The 19762-nt window shown below is 37.8% G+C and carries 18 protein-coding genes; 14 read left to right on the top strand and 4 right to left on the bottom strand.

All coding sequences use genetic code 11. The annotated features are described in order from the left end of the window. The first annotated feature begins 55 nt into the window (after positions 1-55). The 6 genes from ftsE to ACXKY9_RS25810 all read left to right on the top strand — a co-directional run bounded on the left by ftsE (position 56) and on the right by ACXKY9_RS25810 (position 6837). Entirely contained in the window at positions 56-742 is a 687-nt protein-coding gene (gene ftsE, locus ACXKY9_RS25835; RefSeq protein ID WP_000594321.1) for a cell division ATP-binding protein FtsE, read from the top strand. Next, a complete protein-coding gene (ftsX, locus tag ACXKY9_RS25830) occupies positions 732-1625 on the top strand; it encodes a permease-like cell division protein FtsX (protein WP_000645027.1) in 894 nt (297 codons plus the stop codon). Before ftsE ends, ftsX begins: the two co-directional genes overlap by 11 nt. Positions 1626-1743: 118 nt before the next feature. Further along, on the top strand, positions 1744-3180 hold the full coding sequence (locus ACXKY9_RS25825; protein ID WP_000830313.1) for a S41 family peptidase: 1437 nt from the start codon (positions 1744-1746) through the stop codon (positions 3178-3180). A 109-nt stretch (positions 3181-3289) separates the two neighbouring features. Then, the gene (locus ACXKY9_RS25820; protein ID WP_000388617.1) at positions 3290-4474 is read left to right on the top strand and encodes a PDZ domain-containing protein; all 1185 of its coding nucleotides are present in this window, start codon (positions 3290-3292) and stop codon (positions 4472-4474) included. A 270-nt stretch (positions 4475-4744) separates the two neighbouring features. Beyond that, complete coding sequence (locus ACXKY9_RS25815) at positions 4745-6460, top strand: ABC transporter ATP-binding protein (RefSeq protein ID WP_000944624.1); 1716 nt, start codon at positions 4745-4747, stop codon at positions 6458-6460. Between the two features lie 65 nt (positions 6461-6525). Further along, a complete protein-coding gene (locus tag ACXKY9_RS25810; RefSeq protein WP_000637523.1) occupies positions 6526-6837 on the top strand; it encodes a heavy metal-binding domain-containing protein in 312 nt (103 codons plus the stop codon). 100 nt (positions 6838-6937) lie between these two features. On the opposite strand, the gene abc-f is transcribed toward ACXKY9_RS25810, so the two are convergent. From abc-f to ACXKY9_RS25790, 4 genes are all read right to left on the bottom strand, one after another. Beyond that, the gene (gene abc-f, locus ACXKY9_RS25805) at positions 6938-8572 is read right to left on the bottom strand and encodes a ribosomal protection-like ABC-F family protein (protein WP_000153778.1); all 1635 of its coding nucleotides are present in this window, start codon (positions 8570-8572) and stop codon (positions 6938-6940) included. Between the two features lie 266 nt (positions 8573-8838). Continuing rightward, a complete protein-coding gene (locus ACXKY9_RS25800; RefSeq protein ID WP_000497612.1) occupies positions 8839-9384 on the bottom strand; it encodes a flavodoxin family protein in 546 nt (181 codons plus the stop codon). A gap of 4 nt (positions 9385-9388) precedes the next feature. After that, entirely contained in the window at positions 9389-9757 is a 369-nt protein-coding gene (locus ACXKY9_RS25795; RefSeq protein WP_001219199.1) for a MerR family transcriptional regulator, read from the bottom strand. Between the two features lie 51 nt (positions 9758-9808). Next, complete coding sequence (locus ACXKY9_RS25790; RefSeq protein ID WP_001099987.1) at positions 9809-10702, bottom strand: LysR family transcriptional regulator; 894 nt, start codon at positions 10700-10702, stop codon at positions 9809-9811. Between the two features lie 151 nt (positions 10703-10853). Here ACXKY9_RS25790 and ACXKY9_RS25785 point away from each other — a divergent pair, with 151 nt between their 5' ends. The 8 genes from ACXKY9_RS25785 to uvrA all read left to right on the top strand — a co-directional run bounded on the left by ACXKY9_RS25785 (position 10854) and on the right by uvrA (position 19729). After that, positions 10854-11876, top strand: a complete 1023-nt coding sequence (locus tag ACXKY9_RS25785; RefSeq protein WP_000438441.1) for a YeiH family protein — start codon at positions 10854-10856, stop codon at positions 11874-11876. Between the two features lie 315 nt (positions 11877-12191). After that, positions 12192-12389: a helix-turn-helix transcriptional regulator gene (locus ACXKY9_RS25780; protein ID WP_000538364.1), complete on the top strand. Its 198-nt coding sequence runs from the start codon at positions 12192-12194 to the stop codon at positions 12387-12389. Between the two features lie 147 nt (positions 12390-12536). Beyond that, complete coding sequence (locus ACXKY9_RS25775; RefSeq protein ID WP_000524139.1) at positions 12537-12764, top strand: hypothetical protein; 228 nt, start codon at positions 12537-12539, stop codon at positions 12762-12764. 100 nt (positions 12765-12864) lie between these two features. Then, positions 12865-13626: a MerR family transcriptional regulator gene (locus tag ACXKY9_RS25770; RefSeq protein WP_000260337.1), complete on the top strand. Its 762-nt coding sequence runs from the start codon at positions 12865-12867 to the stop codon at positions 13624-13626. Beyond that, the gene (locus ACXKY9_RS25765) at positions 13623-14243 is read left to right on the top strand and encodes a hypothetical protein (RefSeq protein WP_000025225.1); all 621 of its coding nucleotides are present in this window, start codon (positions 13623-13625) and stop codon (positions 14241-14243) included. Before ACXKY9_RS25770 ends, ACXKY9_RS25765 begins: the two co-directional genes overlap by 4 nt. A 45-nt stretch (positions 14244-14288) precedes the next feature. Beyond that, entirely contained in the window at positions 14289-14720 is a 432-nt protein-coding gene (locus tag ACXKY9_RS25760) for a DUF4362 domain-containing protein (RefSeq protein ID WP_000152002.1), read from the top strand. A gap of 150 nt (positions 14721-14870) precedes the next feature. Next, a complete protein-coding gene (uvrB, locus tag ACXKY9_RS25755; RefSeq protein WP_000441052.1) occupies positions 14871-16847 on the top strand; it encodes an excinuclease ABC subunit B in 1977 nt (658 codons plus the stop codon). A 5-nt stretch (positions 16848-16852) separates the two neighbouring features. Next, entirely contained in the window at positions 16853-19729 is a 2877-nt protein-coding gene (gene uvrA / locus ACXKY9_RS25750) for an excinuclease ABC subunit UvrA (RefSeq protein ID WP_000045583.1), read from the top strand. Positions 19730-19762 lie beyond the last annotated feature (33 nt).

Raw genomic sequence — 19762 nt, 5'->3', positions numbered from 1 at the left:
TCAGATGTACAGAAAAGTATTTCGAAAAAAATCATTAAGTATTGGGTGATAAATAATGATAAAAATGACGAATGTTTATAAGGAGTACCCGAATGGTATGAAAGCCATTGCTGGTCTTACAGTTAACATTAAACAAGGTGAATTCGTATACGTAGTTGGACCGAGTGGAGCCGGGAAATCTACATTTATTAAAATGATGTATCGTGAAGAGAAACCATCTACAGGATCTATTAATGTAAATGGACTTACTATCGAAACATTGGCAGAAAGAGACGTTCCGTATTTTCGTCGTCAATTAGGCGTAATTTTCCAAGATTTTAAATTGCTACCTAAATTAACGGTATATGAGAATGTTTCGTTTGCTTTAGAAGTAATTGAAGAAGAACCGGATGCAATTCGTGAGCGTGTAACAGAAGTGCTAGGTCTTGTAGGCCTTGAAGATCGTGCAGACGCACTTCCAAGTGAGCTTTCGGGCGGGGAGCAACAACGTGTGGCTATTGCAAGAGCAATTGTAAATAGACCAAAGGTTGTAATTGCCGATGAGCCAACAGGTAACTTAGATATTGAAACAGCTCTTGATATTATGAATATTTTTACTCGCATTAATGAGCGCGGCACAACGATCGTTATGGCGACGCATAATGCAGATATCGTAAATACAATCCGTCATCGTGTAATCGCGATTGAAGGCGGAAAAATTGTTCGAGATGAGATTGAGGGAGGATACGGATATGAAGGCTAAGACCCTTAGTCGACATTTGCGAGAAGGTGTAAAGAATCTATCACGTAACGGATGGATGACATTTGCTTCTGTTAGTGCAGTAACAGTTACATTATTACTTGTAGGTGTCTTTTTAACAGCGATTATGAATATGAACCATTTTGCGACGAAAGTAGAGCAAGATGTAGAGATTCGTGTACACATTGATCCAGCTGCAAAAGAAGCGGATCAAAAGAAATTAGAAGAAGATATGAGTAAGATTGCAAAAGTAGATTCTATTAAATATTCTTCTAAAGAAGAAGAGTTAAAACGTTTAATTAAAAGCTTAGGTGATAGTGGAAAAACGTTTGAGTTATTTGAACAAGATAACCCACTTAAAAACGTATTCGTTGTAAAAGCAAAAGAGCCAACCGATACAGCGACAATCGCGAAGAAGGTTGAAAAAATGCAGTTTGTTAGTAATGTTCAGTACGGAAAAGGGCAAGTTGAACGATTATTTGATACTGTAAAAACTGGTCGTAACATTGGGATTGCGTTAATTGCTGGTCTTTTATTCACAGCGATGTTCTTAATCTCTAATACAATTAAAATTACAATTTATGCTCGTAGTACAGAAATTGAAATTATGAAACTTGTTGGTGCAACAAACTGGTTTATTCGTTGGCCATTCTTGCTAGAGGGATTATTCTTAGGAGTATTAGGATCAATTATTCCAATTGGCCTAATTCTAATTACGTATAATTCGTTGCAAGGTGTGTTTAATGAAAAACTTGGCGGAACAATTTTCGAGCTTCTACCATACAGTCCGTTCGTATTCCAATTAGCTGGTTTACTAGTGTTAATCGGTGCTTTAATCGGTATGTGGGGAAGTGTAATGTCAATTCGTCGCTTCTTAAAAGTATAAAAAGTTGCAAACATAATTCGTACAAGCTTATCATATAGTAGAAATAGGTAAAGGCATCACACACTGTGTGATGCCTTTTGCTACACCACCTGTGTGTTTTGGAAAGGGGAATTCCGCATTGAAACGTAGAGTTGCAATTATTGGAATGGTTGTTGCATTTTTAATTGGTGCTGGCGGAATGTTTGCAGGCATGTCTGTATTTGGGGTTAACCCATCAGAAGTAACGCAAACAATTTCGAGTGGGAATGCTAGCACTGCGCAAGGGAATTTGGCAAAAATTAATGAGGCGTATGCACTAATTGATTCACGTTATGTGGAAGACGTGAAAGATGAAAAGTTAGTTGAAGGTGCAATACAAGGTATGTTGTCTACGCTGAAGGACCCTTATTCCACGTATATGGATAAAGAAACAGCCAAACAGTTTAGTGAATCGCTTGATCCCGAATTAGAGGGGATTGGGGCTGAGGTGAACAAGACGGACGGTAAGCTTATTATCGTATCGCCAATTAAAGGTTCACCAGCAGAAAAGATAGGAATTAAACCGAATGACCAAATTTTATCTGTAGATGGAAACAGTGTGAAAGACTTATCACGTGAAGAAGCAGTATTAAAAATTCGTGGTAAAAAGGGAACGACTGTCGCAATTGAAATTAAACGTGCGGGAGTAACTGATCCGATCGTATTTAAAATTAAGCGTGAAAAGATTCCAATCTTTACAGTATTTAGTTCTGTGAAGCAAGAGAGTGGAAAAGATATCGGTTATATGCAAATCACTTCTTTTGCTGAAAATACAGCGAAAGAATTTAAGGATCAGTTAAAAGAGTTAGAGAAGAAAAATATAAAAGGCTTAGTTATTGACGTACGTGGTAATCCTGGTGGCTATTTAAATAGTGTAGAAGATATACTAGGGGAAATTATGACGAATAAAAAGCCGATGCTACAAGTAGAGCAGCGAAATGGTGAGAAGAAGAAATTCTCTACGGAACTGAAAGAGAGAAAACCATATCCAATTTCAGTATTAATTGATAATGGAAGTGCTTCTGCTTCAGAGATTTTAGCGGGTGCGCTAAAAGAAGGAGAAGGATACGATTTAATTGGTGAAAAGACATTTGGTAAAGGTACTGTCCAGCAAGCTGTTCCATTTAAAGACGGCAGCAACATTAAATTAACGATGTTTAAATGGTTAACACCGGATGGGAACTGGATTCATAAAAAAGGAATCGCGCCAACAGTAGAAGTGAAGCAACCAAATTATTATCATGCGACACCAATTCAAATTGAAAAAACACTTTCATACAATTCAAATGATGTACAAGTAAAACATGCTCAAGAAATGCTTAAGAGCTTAGGGTATGTACCAGGTCGTGAAGATGGATACTTTAGTAAAGAGACAGAATCGGCTCTGAAAGCATTCCAAAATGCAAATGAGATGGAAGCGACAGGACAGCTTGATAAAAAGACAGCTGAAGCGATTCAAACTAAAATTATCGAAAAAATTCGTTCTGGAGAAAATGATCTACAATTACAGTCAGCATTAAAATTAATGGCAAAATAAGAAGAAATACAGGCAGTTTGCTGCCTGTATTTTTTTGTGTTAAACAAACGTTTGTTTAGTTATGATAATATAAAAAGAAAGAATGATATAAATGGTGGTGAATGAGTTCATGGAGGCGTGGATTTTTGAAATAATGCGGGCAGTTGGACGTTTTTTCTTACACCCTGCTGTCTATATATTTGTAATAAGTAGTATCTTCGTTGGATACTTACGTATGTTAAGAGAACGAAAAGATTTTTCTTTTAAAGTTTATGATATTTGGTTTGAACTGCGAACCTCTCTATTTGAAGGGATTGGATACGGATTAGTAGTATCTATTGTTACGATTGGGCTTGGACTTGTTGTTTCTAAAGCGAGCTTATGGGCCATTTTAATTTGGACGTTACTATTTGGATTAACGGCTATGTATCGATATTTATCGGCGGCTTATACATTTAGCATTGCGATTGTATGTGTTCTATTATCTTCTAAGCTACCAGTTTCCTTTTTACAGCTTCGAGAAGGTGAAGAGAGTACCATTGTATCCCTTGTTATTTTACTAGGCGTTATGCTTATTGTAGAAGGCTTATTGATTTCTAAAAACGCAGTAGGATATTCGACGCCGAGGATTAGGAAGGGGAAGCGTGGATTAAAGATTGGTTTACACGAATCAAAGCGTTTATGGATCGTTCCTATTTTTATTCTTGTACCGGGTGATGCGGTAACGCAGTTTATTTCATGGTGGCCTGTCGTTTCAATCGGTTCAAATACATATTCTCTATTCCTCGTTCCATTTTTAATTGGATTTATGAGAAAGATTAAAAGTTATGAGCCGACGGAAGCCTTATTATTTACAGGAAGACGTGTTTATGGATTAGCAGGACTTGTGCTCGTTTTAGGAGTCGCAAGTTACTGGTGGCACGTACTTGCAATTATCGCGATGGGAGTCGCAATGCTTGGGCGTTTCACAATCTCGATGCAAGAGAAAATTGCCGATGAAACAAGACCAGCATATTTTGCTGCACGCAATGATGGGCTCGTTGTACTAGATACAATTCCAAATACAATTGGAGCAGAGCTAAAATTACTGCCTGGAGAAATTATTACGAAAGTAAATGGAGTCATTCCAAAAAGCGCCGAGGAATTTTATGATGCGCTTCAAACGAAGACGACAGGAGCATTTTGTAAATTAGAAGTATTAGATACAAATGGTGAGCTTCGTCTTGCACAAACTGCATTATATGCTGGTGGGCATCACGAATTAGGTATTGTATTCGTTGAGCAGGAGCACGAGTGGGATTCGGAAGCGATGTAATAGAAGGAGAGGTATCACCTTGTGGTGATACCTTTTTTGTTTTTTTGGGGGAAGGGTAGTTAGTAAATGAAATTTATATCGGCGATTATCCGAATATATCAGCGCAACTCGAAATATATCGGCGATTATTCGAATATATCGACTTTCCAGCAAAAAACGACAACTATCGCAAAGCTTATTTTCAGTTTCATAGACGGATAACTTGAATAATTATTTGATAATGGTTATCATTTAGGGAGTCTTTTTAATTTTGGAAAATGGAGGTAAGATATGCTGCGTAAATTTTTCTCGTACTATAAACCGTATAAAGGTTTATTTATACTCGACTTTTCTTGTGCGGTTGTCGCAGGATTATTAGAACTCGGCTTCCCGCTTATCGTAAATCAATTTATTGATAAGTTATTGCCAGGGCAAAACTGGACGCTTATTTTATGGGCTTGTTTCGGTTTACTCGCAGTTTATATGTTAAATGCAGGCTTACAATATGTCGTTACATATTGGGGACATATGCTTGGTGTTAACATTGAAACAGATATGAGGCAGAAATTATTTGATCATATTCAAAAGCTATCATTCAGATTTTTTGATAATAATAAAACTGGTCATTTAATTTCACGCCTTACAAACGATTTAATGGAAATTGGGGAAATTGCTCACCATGGACCAGAAGATCTATTTATCGCCGTAATGACTTTAGTTGGGGCATTCTCATTTATGATGATGATCAACTGGAAGTTAGCGTTATTAACGTTCTTCGTCATTCCATTCCTATTATGGTTAGCACTTTACTTTAATAAAAAAATGACAGGTACATTTAGACGTTTATTCTCAGACGTTGCTGATTTTAATGCATGCATTGAGAACAATGTTGGGGGAATTCGTGTTGTACAAGCATTCGGAAATGAAAAGTTTGAGAAAGAGCAATTTGCTGTCAACAACGCTCGTTTCCGTACAACGAAATTAATGGCGTATAAAATTATGGCGTTAAATTCATCGATTAGTTATATGCTCATGCGGCTCGTAACGCTCTTCGTCTTAATATGCGGTACATGGTTTGTTCTGCAAGGAGAATTAACGTACGGTGGATTTATCGGATTCGTTCTATTAACGAATATTTTCTTCCGCCCAATTGAAAAAATTAACGCGGTAATCGAAAGCTATCCGAAGGGAATCGCCGGTTTTAAAAGATATGTAGAGCTTCTTGAAACAGAGCCTGACATTGTAGACTCTAAAGATGCAATGGAAGTTAAACATGTACATGGTGATATTCAATATAACAACATTACGTTCGGATATGAAAATAAAGAACCAATTTTAAATGACATTAGTTTGAAAATACATGCAGGTGAAACGGTTGCGTTCGTTGGACCATCAGGAGCTGGGAAAACGACGTTATGTAGCCTATTACCACGTTTTTATGAGCAATCATCTGGATCAATTCAAATTGATGGGATTGATACGAAAGATATGACATTATCTTCACTTCGTAAGCAAATTGGAATTGTGCAGCAAGACGTGTTCTTATTTTCAGGAACAATTCGTGAAAATATCGCTTACGGAAATTTAAAGGCATCAGAGCCTGAAATTTGGCAGGCAGTAAAACGTGCGCAGTTAGAAGATTTAATTTACTCACAGCCGGAAGGTTTAGATACTGTTATCGGTGAGCGCGGCGTGAAACTTTCAGGTGGACAAAAGCAGCGTCTAGCTATTGCTCGTATGTTCTTGAAAAACCCGCCAATTTTAATATTGGATGAAGCAACTTCTGCACTAGATACAGAGACAGAACTTGCGATTCAAAAATCGCTTGCTGAATTAGCTGTCGGTCGCACAACGCTAGTTATCGCTCACAGACTTGCAACGATTAAAAATGCAGATCGCATCGTCGTTGTAAATAAAGATGGCATTGCAGAACAAGGTTCACATAATGAATTAATTGAGCAAGGCGGAGGATACAGTAGGTTATACGAAGCTCAGTTTAGTTCGTAAATATAATTTGTACTGAATTAGTGCACCATAAGTAGGTAAAAATCTCATATGGGAGGCTATAAAGTATGATTGTAACAACAACGTCTACAATTCAAGGAAAAGAAATTATTGAGTATATCGATATCGTCAATGGAGAAGCGATTATGGGTGCGAATATCGTTCGTGACCTTTTCGCTTCTGTTCGTGACGTTGTCGGTGGTCGTGCTGGCGCTTATGAAAGTAAATTAAAAGAAGCACGCGACATCGCAATGGAAGAGATGAAAACTTTCGCAAGACAAAAAAATGCAAATGCAATTGTTGGTATCGACGTGGATTACGAAGTAGTTCGCGAAGGTATGTTAATGGTTGCGGTGAGCGGGACTGCTGTCCGCATATAAAGTAAAAAGCCGTGCTGATGCACGGCTTTTTACTTTGTATGTCGAAGTTTCAATATTTCTTGGGAAATGTGGAAGGCCCCGTCGATATATAGGGAAGACATTAGAGCGCTTCTTTACATTTTTGAATTTGAGTTAATAATTTTGCGTATTCTTGTTCGAGAGATGTGATGTCATCGTGATGATTTGGAATGGAAATCCGGCCGATGACTTCTGTTAATTTTGTTTGTAATCGTAACAATTCTTGCTCAGTAGCGTTTACAGAAGCTCCGGTGGTTCTTTTTGTGTATTGCTCGTAATTACCGTGGAAGATTCTTGGTTCACTCTCATCTACTTGTAGAATATGGTCTGCAACAGAGCGAATAAAGGCACGGTCATGGCTAATGAAAAGTATTGTGCCAGGATATTCTTGTAACATGGTTTCTAATTCTTCTTGCGTTGCTAAGTCTAAATAGTTTGTCGGTTCATCTAGCAGAAGCATATTATAGTTTCCTAAAAATACTTTTGCGAGTGCAACCTTCATTCGTTCACCCCCGCTTAGAACATGCACAGGTTTATGAACATCCTCACGGCGGAATAGAAGTCGTGCAAGTATTGTGCGAACGAATGCTTCTGTATAGTTTGTTTCTTCTAGAACATTTTCTAAAATGGTTTTATCTGTTTTTAAAATAGATAATGTTTGTTCGAAGTATCCAATTTTACAACTTTTCGATAGCTGCATGCCACGCTCGTTTGTGAGAAGCATGTTGAACAAAGTGGTTTTGCCGCTTCCATTTGCCCCTAAAACGGCAAGCTTTGCACCAGGGGCAATAGTTCCATTCATATTTTTAAATAGTGTGCGGTCGCCTATTTTCTTTGTTGCTTTATTGAATTGTACTGCCACCTTACTATGAATGGGAGTATGGTATTGCACGTCAAATTGAGCTTGAGAAAGATCCTTTGGCTTTTCCTTCTTTTCTAGTTTTTCGAGACGTGTCTCTAATGCCTTCGCTGCTTTGCTAACCTGTTCTTGGCCATGAGCCCCACTTAACCTATAAAGTCTAGATTCAGATGAACTGAACCGCGTTGGGATTTTTGTCATGTTAGAAGCACGTTGCTTTCTTTGTAGAATGGACTGTTCTAAACGATTTTTTTCTTGTACATATTGCTCATATTCTGCTTGTTTTTGTATTCGTTCACGTTCTTTTTGTTTTCGATAGTTTGAATAATTCCCTTTGTACTCTTGAATAGTACCGTCTTCAATTTCAATAATTTTGGTACATATATTATCTAGAAATTCACGATCATGCGATATTAAAACAAGTGCTCCTTTATAAGACGAAAGTGCCTTTTCTAATTGCTCTGTACCGACCATATCTAAGTGGCTTGTTGGTTCATCAGCGAATAAAATGCCTGCATTTTGTTCGAGAGCATGGGCGATCTTTAGCCGCATTCGTTCACCGCCGCTCATTGCGTCGGTAACGTTTGAAATACTCCATTTTCCTTTTGCAAGAGAAGAAGCAGTTTCCGGTAGTTCTTCGCTAAGCTGAGGAATGATGCTGATAGAACTATGATGAGTTACTATGCCTCTGTCAGCTTCTATTTCTTTACTTAATATTTGTAATAACGTAGATTTACCAGCTCCGTTGACTCCGACAATTCCTATGCGATCCTGTGCTTGAATTTCCAGTGATGGTAATGTAAATAGTGTGCGATCACCAAAGCTCTTTTCAATATTACTTGCGAATAAAATAGTCATAAAAAAACCTCCCTAGTTTCACTAGAGAGGATAAACGTCGCCCTTGTATGTAAAAAAATCGTACATAAATAAACGATTTTTTACATGATCGTTTCGAAAGAAAGTATCGACAAATGGACAGACTAATCCCCTGCTAGTTTTCATCATTTTTGTTCACTATTTGTGATGGATGAAATAAATAAGAGAATTAGAACTTCATTGGTCAAAGTACCTTCCTTTCATAATATTACTTTTATTGTATGCGCATACAAAAGGGTTTGTCAAACTTATTTCTGTTCGCTATTTTTGAATGTATCATTATACAATTGTGCTTTTGCCAGCGCCTCAGCATCGTTTTTAATTTCATCCAGTCCATTCGCATTCCCGATAACATAACCTTCAAATGAAGAGCCAACAAAATCAAAGATATATTGGAATTGAGCAATAAGCGGTAATGCTTTTACCTTTGGGTTGTCCCCGCCAACGATGACAACATACATTTTTTTGCCTTTCATTTTTTCTTTGAAATGAAGGGATGTATCGCGCAAGCTTTGTGACCAGCGATCAACAAAATTTTTCATATGTCCACTCATTCCGTACCAATATAATGGTGTAGCAAAGATAATCGTGTCGTGTTCTAGCATGCGTTTCGTTAACTGCTCATAGTCATCATTTACGGATTGGAATCCTTCTGCATCATGACGTTGGTCTGTAATAGGATAGACAGTATGATCACGCAAATAAATTTGTTCTGTTTCAATGTCCTCTATCATCATATGTGTTAAAGCTTCTGTATTTCCGTTTTGTCTTGAACTGCCATGTATAACAAACATGTAATCATCCCTTTTCTTTTGCATGTTTTAGGAGTGAAACGTGTTTTTGCAAATTCGTTTGGATGTTGGAAAGCAATGAGATTTGCTTTGTTACTTCATTGAGTTTATCTTCGTAAAGCGTAAGGATACTGCTGCACGGATTGTCGTACAGGTGCGGTTCAATTTCAAGGCAGCGCAGCATCCTTGCCGTCTCTTCTAAATTTAAGCCAATTTGTAAGTACATTTGAATAAGCTCCACTTTTTCGATGGCACTTTCATCAAAATCACGGTAACCATTCGCAAGGCGCTTAGAAGGGAGTAAGCCCTTTTCTTCGTAATGTCTTAGTGATCTTTCACTAACGCCAGTTTCTTTTGATAATTCTCCAATTCGCAATGTATTTCACTCCTTTTACATGTATTGTAAACCTTCACACTAATGTGAAGGTCAACTCTGTTTTTTCGCAAAAGAATCTACATGATTTAAGAACACTTGAATGGCTTTAGATGGAATGAAATATTTACCGCGCACGATGGAGAACGGACGGATTAGTTGTTCATTTGGAACTTCGACGTGGAATAGTTCTTTTGCTAATAGCTCTTTCCGTACAGTCCAATCAGAAAGGATAGCGATGCCAAGCCCGGCACTAACAGCTTCCTTTACGCTTTGGATACTACTGAATGTAAAGAATCGTTTCATTTTTAAATGGTGTTGATGAATAAAGCGGTCACTATAAGCGCGTGTACCAGAACCACTTTCTCTTAATACCCATACTTGATCTTGGAGTGTACTTTCATTTATTTCATTTGTGCGGAGTAATGGATGATTTGGCGGGACGACGAGCTTCATTTCATCTTGCATAAATGTTTCAACATCTACGTCGGCGTATACGACTTGTCCTTCCACTAGGCCGATATCAATTTGATTAGAGCGAAGGCTTTGCAAAACGTCTTCTGTATTTGAGATGAAAGTATGAACTTCGACGTGTGGATTTTCATTCGCATAGTTAGCCAGTATTTTTGGAAGTAAGTATTCGCCAATTGTAAAACTAGCACCAATGCGAAGTGTTCCTGTTACAACGTTATGTAGTTCATTAATTTCTTGTTTAGCATCTTCGTAAAGAGAGAGCATTTGCTTTGCATGTATATATAATATGTTTCCAGCTTCAGTAACTTGGACGTGCTTCGGGGAGCGTTGAATAAGTGTAGTGCCAAATTCGTTTTCTAAGTTGCGTATATGCATACTTACTCCAGGCTGTGAAAGGTTTAATAATTCTGCTGCACGGGAGAAGTGTTTCTGTTCAACGACAGTAACAAAAATTTTTAAAATGTCTACGTTCATATAATGGGCTCCTTTCTTTTTCTATTATCTTATCATAAGTATTTCTAATGATAGAGATTTGGTATTGGTATTAAACTTATTATAGAAACTCTCTTATAATGTAAGTAGAAAGAACATGCATGTTCCAATACGATTATTGGAGTGGTTCAAAATGGAACAAACACTTGTTATACAAAAGAAGAAGCGTTTTGGATTTTCGCAAGGAATTGGGATTACATTATTAATCGCAATTGCCGCGAAATATTTAGCAGAGCTTCCATTTTTAAATATTATGGGACAATTAGTAATTGCTATTCTAATTGGGATGGTTTGGCGCGCTGCAATTGGAGTCCCTCAAGATGCGATTGCAGGGACGAACTTTGCGAGTAAGAATTTGCTGCGCTTTGGAATCATCTTACTTGGAATGCGATTAAATCTTGTTGATATTGCGAAGGCAGGGCCGAAAGTATTGGTCATCGCAGCGGTTGTTATTACATTTACGATTTTCGTTGTATATGGACTAACGAAAGTATTTAAGGTAGAAAAGAAACTTGGGATTTTAACCGCATGTGGTACAGCAATTTGCGGGGCGGCAGCGGTCGTGGCAATTGCGCCGCAAGTGAAAGCAAAAGATGATGAAACGGCAGTTGGGGCTGCAATTATTGCTATTTTAGGTACGATATTTACGCTTATTTATACGTTGTTATATCCAGTGCTTGGCCTATCTCCATATGGTTACGGTGTATTCTCAGGGGCCACGCTGCATGAAATTGCTCATGTTATCGCAGCCGCGGCGCCAGGAGGAAGTACGGCTATAGACATCGCAGTTATCGTGAAGCTAACGCGCGTTGCAATGCTCGTACCAGTAGCAATTTTAATTGGATTATGGTTTGGAAAGAGTGAAGGAAGCAAGGAAAAAAGATCGTGGCGCGACCTTCCAATTCCATGGTTCATTTTCGGATTTTTAGCGATGAGTGCAGTGCATTCGCTCGGGATTATTCCAGAAGTAGTTGCGGGATACATTGTTGTCATTGCTTATATGCTAATCGCAATGGCGATGGCAGGACTTGGTTTAAATGTAGAGTTTAAAACGTTCCGTAAGTTAGGAAGCAAAGCGTTCGTGGCGGGGCTGATTGGCTCGGTTTGCTTATCGGTTCTTGGATACGTTCTTGTATATGCGCTAGGATTTATGTAGTAGAGGAGAAAGCTGTTCCCGAAGGTATTTGGGGACAGCTTTTTCTTATGATTATAGTAGCGCTACGGATGTCGATATTTGTCGGTAAGTCGATATATTTAAAAAATCGCCGATATAAATGGAGTTGCGCTGATATATTTGGGAAATCGCCGATATAATTTAAGTTGCGCTGATATAAATTGAATTACTCTTGTACTTTATTAGAGTAGGTGTTCAGTGAAACGTTTTTCTAAAATTTGTAAAGGTATCTTTACTTATAACTGGAAAATATTTATAATTTAAGTAAAGATATCTTTACTTTTGAAGGTGGAGCCTATGGGTGTGAAAAATAAAATAAAAGAGTTAAGAAAGCAAAATCATATAACGCAAGTTGAAATGGCAAAGGCGATGCAAGTGACGCGGCAGACGATAGTGGCGATTGAAAACCATCATTACAATCCGAGTCTAGAGTTATCTTTAAAAATCGCCAAGTATTTTGGAGTGAAGGTGGAGGAAATATTTACGCTGGAGTAAGGAGAAAGAAAATAAATGATAAGCTTGAGAGATTTCAATTAGAGTAAACGTTTAAATATATAAGGATTGGTTTTGATTTATTAATTAGTATCGCATCAACGAGCGTGTTAGCAACAAGGAATAATAGATAGAAAAAGGGGAACTGGGATGGGATTACCGGTGTTATGTGTCGCTACAGCTATATTTTCGCTTCTTTGGGGAATGCAAAACTTTTCTCGTAATCCAGTGCCGAGCATTTGTATTATGATTGGTACTGTAGGTTTATCGTATTATTTATTATTATTAGCCCATTATCATAAAACGGCAACGAGTGTTGTCGTTGGAGCACTTATTTTATTTTGTGGGCGCGCCATACAAAAGGGGTTATTTCCATAAAAGCTGTTTATACACTTTGTATAAACAGCTTTTTGTATTTTTTTTACAAAACGCTTGAAAGTTACGTAACGTCATCTTTTATAATGAGAGGGAAGAGGTGATGGTAGTGATTTCAATACAAGAATTGACGAAAGAAACAGGGGTTACAGTACGTACACTACGTTATTATGATCAAATAGATTTATTAAAGCCGAGCGGAAAAACAGAGGGTGGACATCGGTTATATAGTGAAAATGACGTTATTCGTTTGCAACAAATTTTATTTTTGAAAGAAATGGGATTTTCATTAAAAGAAGCTGCGAATATGTTAGTAAAAGGTGAGCTGGATTTAAAAAATTCGCTTGAAAAACAACTTCGGTTTGTACAGGAAGAACAAAAGAAATTTAATCGAATGGAGCGTGTTTTACAAGCAGTTGTTTATTCGGTAGATGTAGAGGGAGAACTTGATTGGAAAGTTATGTTTGAACTTATTCAGCTTTCAAAACAGTCCCCTCGTATACGTGAAATATTTCAAAATGAAGTATTTTCAAAGGAAGAACAAAAATTGCTTCAGAATTTGCCAAATATGAGTGAGGAAGATCCGAATGTTTTAGAATGGGTAGATTTATTAAAGCAATTACGTACTTTTATGAAAGACGGTAAAGAAGTCGCAAGTGATGAAGTACAAGAGGCAACGAAGAAATTAATGCAGAAATGTTTAGAAATGGCTAATGGTGACGAAGCGTTTTTAGATAAGTTATGGGAAGTTAGAAAATCGAAGGAAGATTCACAGAAAATGAGCATGTATCCAATTGAAGAAGAACTTTTAGCATATATGGATGAGGCTTTTCGTATTTATGATGAAAGGGAGAAGGATAAATGAGTATACTCGCAGAATATCGTTGGTATTTTTTAATTGGGGCAGAAATTGTATTTTGGTTATCAGCTATCGGTTTCTTTTTACTTCGCTACGGATTCCGTTTGAAAAGGGCGAGTTTTATTATGGGGATTGTACTCCTCGTAAATGAAGTATTTATTTTAACTTTAGGGGTAGTGGACTATTATCAAACAGGAAAGTTCTCTAACTTTCAGATTATTACTGTAATCATTTTATTATATGCAGTTTTCTACGGGAAAAAGGATTTAAAGAAGCTTGATATATTTGTACAAAAATCAGTTGCGAAATGGCGTAATGAACCGGCGCCTATTATTGAAGAACAGGTAGAATTAACAGGTATGGCCTATGCAAAGCAGGAAATAAAAAATTGGGTATTACATCTTGTTTTATTCGTTGGTGTGCACATATTTTTTTTCTTCGCGTATGGATTTATTCCATTTGAACAATGGGGTAATTGGTTAGAATCGGGAATCGTTTTAAATAAAGCTGCAAGTCGCGTGAGTCAAGTGTGGGCGATTATATTTTTAGTTGATACAGCGATTTCATTTTCATATGTGATTTTTCCGAAGAAGGAGAAAGGAAAAGAAAAGCTACTTTCATAATTGAAAGTAGCTTTTCTGGTATACAAATAATTTTTATAGGAGAGGATGACAATAGGAAAAAGAACCAGTTTTATAAGTCTATTTCTCTTTAGTTTAGTAGCATGTTCACCATCTAGCACTACAATTGATAAGAAGAATGATGTCATTGTAAAGGGAGCAGGAATTCTCAATCTAGATAAATTTGAAAAGTTCGTTTTGAATGTCGAGCAAAGGGAAGTTGATAAAATAAGAATTGTACAGTATACCCTTGAAGGGGACCCGATTTTTCAAACGTTAGAGTATAGTGGGAACGATATATTTTATGTGTCAGATAATAGAAAAGACAAATTTGCTGGGAAGGATAAAGGGTTACATAAAGATAGTTGTAAAGGTATTGTTAAAGAGCAGCGCGAATCAGGAAGTACTTATCGGTTAATAGATTGTATGAATGAAGCTGGGCGCAATGGATATGACTTAGTATATGTACCTAAAAAATAGAATTAGTAGAGGAAGGAAGTATTTACTCCTTCCTTTTTCTATGTGTATATTGTCGAAAACTTTACCGAATATCTGTTCGTTTTTTTAGGTTTTTTATAGGTATTCGTGGTAAAATAATAATACAGATTTTTATGAGGAGGTCGGATTTTCTTGGAACGTCAATTTGAAATTGTCTCAGCGTATTCCCCGCAAGGTGATCAGCCGGTAGCTATAGAGAAGCTTGTAGAGGGAATTAATAGTGGAAAGAAAAAGCAAGTGTTGCTTGGAGCGACAGGAACGGGTAAGACATTTACGATTTCAAATGTCATTAAAGAAGTGCAAAAGCCAACACTTGTTATGGCTCATAATAAAACGTTAGCAGGGCAGTTATATAGTGAGTTGAAAGACTTTTTCCCGAATAATGCAGTTGAATATTTTGTTAGTTACTACGATTATTATCAGCCAGAAGCGTATGTACCACAAACAGATACGTTTATTGAAAAAGATGCGCAGATTAATGATGAAATTGATAAATTGCGTCACTCGGCAACGTCTGCATTATTTGAACGGGACGATGTAATTATCGTTGCGAGTGTTTCGTGTATATATGGCTTAGGTTCTCCAGAAGAATACCGCGAGCTAGTTGTTTCGCTTCGAGTTGGTATGGAAAAAGACCGTAATCAATTGCTTCGTGAACTTGTTGATGTACAGTATGGACGTAATGATATTGATTTCAAGCGTGGTACATTCCGTGTACGCGGAGATGTAGTTGAAATCTTCCCAGCATCACTTGATGAGCATTGTATTCGAATTGAGTTTTTCGGTGATGAAATCGATCGTATTCGTGAAGTAAATGCGTTAACAGGTGAAGTATTAGCAGAACGTGATCATGTAGCAATCTTCCCAGCATCTCACTTCGTTACACGTGAAGAGAAAATGAAGGTCGCTATTGAAAATATCGAAAAAGAATTAGAAGAACGTTTAAAGGAGTTAAATGATAACGGTAAGTTGTTAGAAGCGCAGCGTATAGAGCAACGTACACGTTATGATTTAGAAATGATGCGCGAGATGGGCTTTTGTTCAGGTATTGAAAACTACTCCCGTCATTTAACACTTCGTCCAGCGGGGGCAACGCCGTATACGTTATTAGACTATTTTCCGAAAGATTTCTTAATCGTTATGGATGAGTCGCACGTATCAGTACCACAAGTAAGAGCGATGTATAACGGTGACCAAGCACGTAAACAAGTGCTTGTGGATCATGGATTCCGTCTGCCATCAGCTTTAGATAATAGACCGCTCATGTTTGATGAGTTTGAGGAGAAAACGAATCAAGTTATTTACGTTTCAGCAACGCCAGGACCGTACGAGTTAGAGCAGTCACCAGAAGTAATAGAACAAATTATTCGTCCAACAGGGCTTTTAGATCCACCAATTGATATACGACCAATTGAAGGGCAAATTGACGATTTATTAGGAGAGATTCAAGATCGTATTGCAAAAAATGAACGTGTATTAATTACGACTTTAACGAAGAAAATGTCAGAGGATTTAACGGATTACTTAAAAGATGTAGGAATTAAAGTTAACTATCTTCACTCTGAAATTAAAACGTTAGAACGTATTGAAATTATCCGTGATCTTCGCCTCGGTAAATTTGATGTACTTGTCGGCATTAACTTATTGCGAGAAGGATTAGATATTCCGGAAGTATCACTTGTCGCTATTTTAGATGCTGATAAGGAAGGATTTTTGCGTTCAGAACGTTCATTAATTCAAACAATTGGTCGTGCCGCGCGTAATGAAAACGGCCGCGTTATTATGTATGCAGATCGTATAACGAAATCTATGGGAATTGCGATTGAAGAAACGAAGCGTCGTCGTAGTATACAAGAAGCTTACAATGAAGAGCATGGTATTACGCCGAAAACGATTCAAAAAGGCGTTCGTGATGTTATCCGTGCAACGACAGCTGCTGAAGAGGCAGAAACATACGAAGCAACTCCTTCTAAGAAAATGACGAAAAAAGAGCGCGAAAAGACAATTGCGAAGATGGAAGCAGAGATGAAAGAAGCAGCAAAAGCGTTAGACTTCGAGCGTGCAGCTGAACTAAGAGATTTACTATTAGAATTAAAAGCGGAAGGGTGAAAAAAGTGAGTAAGAGCAAGGATTTTATCGTTGTAAAAGGTGCTAGAGCACATAACTTAAAAAATATTGATGTAACCATTCCGAGAAATCAGCTTGTCGTTGTAACGGGATTGTCTGGTTCGGGGAAATCATCATTAGCATTTGATACGATTTATGCAGAAGGGCAGCGCAGATACGTAGAATCATTATCTGCGTATGCGCGCCAGTTTTTAGGACAAATGGATAAGCCGGATGTTGACACGATTGAAGGATTGTCACCAGCGATTTCAATCGATCAAAAAACGACGAGTCGTAATCCACGTTCAACTGTCGGAACGGTAACGGAGATTTATGATTATTTACGTTTATTATTTGCGCGAATTGGTACGCCAATTTGTCCAAATCATGGGATTGAAATTACATCACAAACAGTAGAGCAGATGGTAGACCGTGTTCTTGAATATCCTGAACGTACGAAATTACAAGTGTTAGCTCCTATCGTGTCTGGGCGTAAAGGTGCACATGTGAAAGTACTTGAAGATATTAAGAAGCAAGGATATGTTCGTGTACGTGTTGATGGTGAAATGCTTGATGTATCTGAAGATATTACGTTAGATAAAAATAAGAAGCATTCCATTGAAGTTGTAATTGACCGTATTGTTGTAAAAGAAGGAATCGCAAGCCGTCTTGCTGATTCACTTGAAAGTGCATTAAAGCTTGGCGGAGGCCGAGTGTTAATTGATGTAATGGGAGAAGAGGAACTTCTATTTAGTGAACATCATGCTTGTCCGCATTGTGGTTTTTCAATCGGAGAATTAGAGCCGCGTATGTTCTCATTCAACAGTCCGTTCGGAGCATGTCCTTCTTGTGATGGACTTGGTTCAAAGCTAGAGGTAGATTTAGAGCTTGTTATCCCGAACTGGGATTTATCATTAAATGAACATGCAATTGCACCTTGGGAACCGACAAGTTCACAATATTACCCGCAACTTTTACAATCTGTATGTAATCACTACGGCGTTGATATGGATGTGCCTGTGAAAAATATACCGAAAGATTTATTTGATAAAGTGTTGTACGGAAGCGGGGAAGAGAAGGTTTATTTCCGCTATGTAAATGAATTTGGTCAAGTAAAGGAAAATGAGATTTTATTTGAAGGTGTTATTCCAAACATTGAACGTCGTTATCGTGAAACGAGCTCCGATTACATTCGTGAGCAAATGGAAAAGTATATGGCAGAACAAGCTTGTCCGAAGTGTAAAGGTGGACGCTTAAAGCCTGAGAGCTTAGCTGTATTTGTTGGCAATAAAACGATTGCTGACGTAACGAAGTATTCAGTTCAAGAAGTACAAGAATTCTTCTCGAATGTAGAGCTAACGGAGAAGCAACAAAAAATAGCTCATTTAATTTTAAGAGAAATTCAGGAGCGCGTTGGGTTCTTAGTGAACGTTGGTTTAGATTATTTAACGTTAAGTCGTGCCGCAGGAACTTTATCAGGTGGTGAGGCGCAGCGTATTCGTTTAGCGACGCAAATTGGTTCTCGTCTAACTGGCGTACTTTATATTCTTGATGAACCTTCAATTGGTTTACACCAGCGTGATAACGATCGTCTTATTCGTACATTGCAAGAAATGCGCGATTTAGGTAATACGTTAATTGTTGTTGAACATGATGAAGATACGATGATGGCTGCTGACTATTTACTTGATATAGGGCCTGGTGCAGGTATTCACGGTGGACAGGTCGTTTCAGCAGGGACGCCGGCTGAAGTGATGCAAGATGATAATTCATTAACAGGGAAGTATTTAAGCGGTAAAGAGTTTATTCCAGTTCCACTTGAAAGACGTAAAGGTGATGGACGTAAAGTAGAGATTGTCGGCGCAAAAGAGAATAACTTAAAGAATGCGAAAATGTCATTCCCGCTTGGTACGTTTGTAGCGGTAACAGGGGTATCTGGTTCTGGTAAAAGTACGATGATTAATGAAGTACTATATAAATCGCTAGCTCAAAAGTTATATAAAGCGAAAGCGAAGCCAGGTACTCATAAAGAGATTAAAGGTCTTGAACATTTAGATAAAGTAATTGATATTGATCAATCACCAATCGGTCGTACACCACGTTCTAATCCAGCGACGTATACAGGTGTATTCGATGATATTCGTGATGTGTTTGCACAAACGAATGAAGCGAAAGTGCGCGGATATCAAAAAGGACGTTTCAGCTTTAACGTAAAAGGTGGCCGTTGTGAAGCGTGCCGTGGTGATGGAATTATTAAAATCGAAATGCATTTCCTACCAGATGTGTATGTTCCGTGTGAAGTTTGTCATGGTAAACGTTACAACCGTGAAACGTTAGAAGTGAAATATAAAGATAAGAATATTTCTGAAGTGTTAGGGATGACAATTGAAGATGGAGTAGAGTTCTTCGCTAATATCCCAAAAATTAAGCGTAAACTTCAAACGCTTGTAGACGTTGGGCTTGGTTATATGAAATTAGGTCAACCAGCAACAACATTATCTGGTGGGGAAGCACAGCGTGTGAAATTAGCTTCTGAATTACACCGTCGTTCTACAGGACGTACGTTATACATTTTAGATGAACCAACGACTGGTTTGCATGCGCATGATATTGCACGTCTTCTAGAAGTGTTGCAACGTCTTGTTGAGAGCGGTGAGACGGTACTTGTAATTGAACATAATTTAGATGTAATTAAAACGGCTGATTATATCGTTGACCTTGGACCAGAGGGTGGAGATAAAGGTGGACAAATCGTTGCTTCCGGAACGCCAGAGCAAGTAGTGAAAGAAGAGCGCTCGTACACAGGTAAATATTTAAAAGAGATTTTAAATCGTGATAAAGCAAGAATGAAAGAGAAAATAAAAGAAGTAGAATTATCGCAATAAGTTTATTGATGAAAACCGGGTGGAAATGACGCT

Source organism: Bacillus sp. 2175 (assembly GCF_057812155.1).
The sequence above is the reverse complement of the archived record's forward strand: the minus strand, read 5'-3'. Positions and strand labels throughout refer to the sequence as shown.